Genomic DNA, 4,756 nt, shown 5'->3' on the forward strand with positions numbered 1-4,756 from the left:
CCCCCACGGACGCCGCCCTGGCCGCCGACCTCGCGCTGCCGATCGAGGAGCTGGAGCTCACGGTCCGCTCGTACAACTGCCTCAAGCGTGAGGGCGTCCACTCCGTGGGTGAGCTCCTGGCGCGCTCCGAGGCCGACCTGCTGGACATCCGCAACTTCGGTGCGAAGTCCATCGACGAGGTCAAGGCGAAGCTGGCCGGCCTGGGCCTGGCGCTCAAGGACAGCCCGCCCGGATTCGACCCGACCGCCGCCGCCTTCGACGCGGACGACAACGGGAACTCGGGCTTCGTGGAGACCGAGCAGTACTGAGTACTGGACGACACTCGGCTCGGCGGCCCGCCACGGGTCGCCGAGCTGTGCTAGGGTCACAGCGTTGCAGTTGTGGTACCCATGAACCTATGTGCGCCTGACGGGAATGTTTATCCATCAGGCGCATTTGTTTGTTTTCCGGGATCTCCGGATGGGGCCTCTGCCTAGAAGGAGAAGGTCATGGCACAGGGAACCGTGAAGTGGTTCAACGCCGAAAAGGGTTTCGGCTTCATCCAGCAGGACGGCGGCGGCCCCGACGTCTTCGCTCACTACTCGAACATTCAGTCGCAGGGCTTCCGTGAGCTCCAGGAGGGCCAGCGCGTGTCCTTCGACGTGACGCAGGGCCAGAAGGGCCCGCAGGCGGAGAACATCGTCCCCGCCTGATCGCGGACGCGTATCCGCACACCGGGGTTCGTACCGTCATGGTGCGGACCCCGGTTTGTGCTGTTTCCAGGAAGGCAGACAACCGCATGTCCCGCAGGTCCCAGAGCCCGAACCGGCGCGCCTCGTCGTCCGCACGGTCCTCGTCGTCCGCACGGTCCGCGTCGTCGGCACGGTCCGGGTCGTCCGCGTCGTCGCCGACGGAGTTCCGGCTGCCGGAAAGCACGACGCCCGCACTTCCCGCCGTCGAGGACTTCGCCGGTATGGACATGCCCGCGGGGCTGCTGAAGACCCTCACCGCGCAGGGGGTGACCACGCCCTTCCCCATCCAGGCCGCCACCCTGCCCAACTCGCTCGCAGGCCGTGACCTGCTGGGACGCGGACGCACCGGCTCCGGCAAGACCCTCGCGTTCGGGCTCGCGCTGCTGGCCCGCACGGCCGGGCTGCGCGCGGAGCCCAAGGCACCCCTCGCCCTCGTGCTGGTGCCCACCCGCGAACTCGCCCTCCAGGTGACGGACGCGCTGACCCCCTACGCGACGGCGGTGAATCTCCGGCTGGCCACCGTGGTCGGCGGGCTGTCCATCACCAAGCAGGCCGCTACGCTCCGGCGCGGCGCGGAGGTGGTCGTGGCGAGCCCGGGCAGGCTGAACGATCTCGTGGAGCGCGGGGACTGCGTACTCGACGAGGTACGCATCACGGTGCTGGACGAAGCCGACCAGATGACCGACATGGGCTTCCTGCCGCAGATCACCAAGCTGATCCAGCAGGTACGGCCCGACGGGCAGCGCATGCTCTTCTCGGCCACGCTGGACCGCAACATCGACCGCCTGGTGCAGCGGTTCCTGACCGACCCCGTGGTGCACTCCGTGGACCCGTCCGCCGGGGCGGTCACCACCATGGAGCACCACGTGCTCCACCTCCAGGACGAGACCGACAAGAAGGCCGTCACCACGCGCATCGCGGCCCGTGACGGCCGGGTCATCCTCTTCCTCGACACCAAGAGGTCCGCCGACCGGCTCGCCAAGCGGCTCCTGGCCGTCGGTGTCCGCGCGGCGGCACTGCACGGGGGCCGCTCCCAGCCGCAGCGCAACCGCACCCTGGAACAGTTCAAGAACGGTCAGGTCACCGCCCTGGTGGCGACGAACGTCGCGGCCCGCGGCATACACATCGACGACCTCGACCTCGTCGTGAACGTCGACCCCCCGGCCGACCACAAGGACTACCTCCACCGGGGCGGCCGCACCGCCCGCGCCGGCGGCTCCGGCAGCGTGGTCACCCTGGTCCTGCCCGACCAGAAGCGGGACGTCACCCGCCTCATGTCGGACGCGGGTATCCGCCCCCGCACGGCCCGCGTCACATCGAGCGACGCGGCCCTGACCACCATCACCGGCGCCCGCGAGCCGTCCGGCATCGCCGTCACCATCGAGATCCCCCAGCCGACGCCCCAGGCGGCGTCCCGCCCGGAGGGCAAGACCGGCACCAAGCCCGGCAGGCGATCCGGCGGCCGGCGCCGAAACGGCGGCGGAGCCGAGGCCGAGGCAGGCGCTGCCGCCAGGACCAGGACAGGGAGCCGGGGCTCCGCCCGCCGGCCCGCGACCGGGACGGCGGCATCCGGTGGCACCCCCGCGACCAGCGGGCGCGGCGCCGGCCGCCGGGCGTCCTCCGGAGCCGCGACGGGCGGTGCCACAGGCGGTGCCGCCAGAGCCGGCGGCCGCAACTCTGGCCGCCAGCCCGCGTCCGGTACGGCAACCGGCGCGACGACCGCCGCCCCCTCGGGCAAGCCCGCCCGCGGATCCGGCCGCCGAAGCGGCCCGCCGAAATCGGACGCCGGGCGCTGAGCGCCCGGGGTGCGCCCAGGGGCGCGTGCCTGGAGCGCGCGCTGTCGCTAATGCGCCGCTGACAGTCAGCCCGGACCGTCGGTATCGTCGCGGTCCAGTGATCGGCGTTCCGGTCGGCCACCGGACGCCGGGCACCGGGACCCGTATGGGCAGGGGGGCTCGTGAGCATGGATCCCGACGACGAACTTCGCGGTCTCGACCAGGCATTGGGCAAATTGACCTCAATGCTGGACGTCTTACCCGACAAGGTCGCCACCGAGGTACGGGCACAGATTTCCGGCTTGCTGGCCATGCTGGAGGACAGGCGTCACCCGAGGGTGATGATGGTGGGTCGTCGCGGAGCGGGAAAGTCGCAGATGATCAACGCCCTGTTCAGTTCGCTGGTGCGCAAGACCGGACATTCAGGGGCACAGACCGGCAAGGCGGATTGGGAAATCTGCGAGATCTCCGGTCGCCAGGTCGAGATCCTGGACACGCGCGGTGTTCAGGAAGGGTCGATGCCGGCCGAGGAGGACCCGGAGAAGACCGCGGAGGAATCGCTGCTGGCCGCGATCCGGACCAAGTGCCCGGACGTCATCCTGTTCCTCGTCAAGGCGACAGAGGTTGACGCGGCCATCGCCGGTGATCTGTCCGCGCTGGAACTCGTCCACCGCGAGGCCCTCCGCGTGCATGAGACGGCCGTGCAGATCATCCCCGTGCTCACCCACTGTGACACGCTGCATCCGGCGGATCTCCGGTTCCCCCCGCACGACAGCGAGGACGCCGAAAAGACGGCCAATGTGAGGGAGGCCTCTGAGATCCTCACCCGCCACCTCAAGGGCTCCGAATATCTCGCACGGTATGTCTCTTGTGGTGTGGTTCCCACATCGGCACTGATGGTCTTCGCCGGAACCGAGGTCAATCCGCTTCGGGACTATCGGTGGAACATCGACACCCTTGCACTGAAGATGCAGGAGGTGCTGCCCGACGAAACCCAGCTGAGTTTCGTACGACTGGCTCAGTTCCGGGTCGTACAGAAGCGGGTCGCCCGGACGGTCGTGGCAACCATGGCAGCCGCCAGCGGGATCATCGGCCTCCAGCCGATTCCGTTCGCCGACTATCCCTTCATCACCGGGCTCCAGATCCTCATGATCATCGTGATCGCCTACATCGCCGGCCACGAGCTCTCCCTGTCCTCGGCCCGGCAACTACTGACGGGACTCGGAGCCAACATCGGCGCGGGGCTGGGATTTCGAGAGGTGGCCAGAGCCCTGGTGAAACTGCTGCCCGCCGCGGGGAACGTGGCGTCCGGTTCCATCGCCGCAGCCGGCACGAAGGCCATCGGCGAAGCAGCCGTAACCTACTTCATCGACAAGCACCCGCTGAGCACCGCGAGGAAGCGGTTCGAGTCCGGCGGTTGATCTCCAGACAGCGAAGCCCCCTACCAACAGAGAAACCGCAGGTAGGGGGCTTGATCAAGCCGGGTTACTTCTTCTTGCCCTGGGTCTTGTCGGGGATCCTGGTGAGCTGGGTTTTTGCTGGTCAGGGGTGGTCAGCCCGTGCGCCTGGTGGCCGTCGTTGGTCGTCATTGGTCACTGTCGAGCGGCCTCGGACGGCCCAGAGACGGCCCAGCGTTGCCGCACTCGGCTGACGGCGTGCACCCTCGACACGACCCGTTGGAACCTCAGCCGACGACAGTCAGCCACGACGACGGGAACGCCGACCGACCACGCACGCGTATGTCTCGCTGCACCCTCACCGGCCTCAGCCACGCTGCCTGTGCCACCGACCAGAGCAAGCCACGACGGCCGGCCTGCGACCACAACGCATGAGCCCTCAGCTTGGGAAGCTGCGGGCATTCGTGGCCGGTTCGGGCGCTGACCTGCGCGAACATTCACGGTGAGGCCTTGCCGGGCCAGACCGCTTGCACCGTGGTTCCCCGCTGTTCCCCGCTCGATCTGGTGCGCTTGTGGTGCGGACGCGTGGCGTGAGGGGCTCTGCTCGCGAGGCGCTTTGTCAGTGCCCATGGCTAGGGTCTCAGACGCGCGGTCGGCTTCCGAGGTGTCCAACTCTGTAGAGCAACTGCATCCCCGGCTCTGTTGGGGGTGGCCCGGGCACGACCCGGGACCTAACCAACGGTCGGGCTTCGTCGATGGCTAAGAGGTCATCTCATTTGGTGGCTACATGTGGGGACTCCGCGACAAGTTGAGCCATCTCGCGCAGGCGGTGCCAGTACTCAGGGGCGTCCGC

The 4,756-nt window shown here is 68.7% G+C and carries 4 protein-coding genes; all 4 read left to right on the top strand.

The genetic code is table 11. The annotated features are described in order from the left end of the window. The coding region (locus ACH45E_RS45700) for a DNA-directed RNA polymerase subunit alpha C-terminal domain-containing protein (protein ID WP_361458278.1) at positions 1–308 on the top strand (308 nt) is incomplete at its 5' end. 180 nt (positions 309–488) lie between these two features. After that, entirely contained in the window at positions 489–692 is a 204-nt protein-coding gene (locus ACH45E_RS45705; protein WP_016578941.1) for a cold-shock protein, read from the top strand. 86 nt (positions 693–778) lie between these two features. After that, the gene (locus ACH45E_RS45710; protein WP_361458275.1) at positions 779–2,527 is read left to right on the top strand and encodes a DEAD/DEAH box helicase; all 1,749 of its coding nucleotides are present in this window, start codon (positions 779–781) and stop codon (positions 2,525–2,527) included. Between the two features lie 167 nt (positions 2,528–2,694). Continuing rightward, positions 2,695–3,927: a GTPase gene (locus ACH45E_RS45715; protein ID WP_361458272.1), complete on the top strand. Its 1,233-nt coding sequence runs from the start codon at positions 2,695–2,697 to the stop codon at positions 3,925–3,927. The last annotated feature ends 829 nt before the right edge of the window (positions 3,928–4,756 follow it).

The sequence above is a fragment of the Streptomyces sp. NPDC020299 genome (genome assembly GCF_044387825.1).
In the GTDB taxonomy this organism is placed as follows: domain Bacteria; phylum Actinomycetota; class Actinomycetes; order Streptomycetales; family Streptomycetaceae; genus Streptomyces.

Excerpts from the sequence above, each read along its gene's own strand:
- ACH45E_RS45705 (WP_016578941.1), top strand. The coding sequence starts at position 489 with ATGGCACAGGGAACCGTGAAGTGGTTCAACGCCGAAAAGGGTTTCGGC.
- ACH45E_RS45710 (WP_361458275.1), top strand. The coding sequence starts at position 779 with ATGTCCCGCAGGTCCCAGAGCCCGAACCGGCGCGCCTCGTCGTCCGCA.
- ACH45E_RS45715 (WP_361458272.1), top strand. The coding sequence starts at position 2,695 with ATGGATCCCGACGACGAACTTCGCGGTCTCGACCAGGCATTGGGCAAA.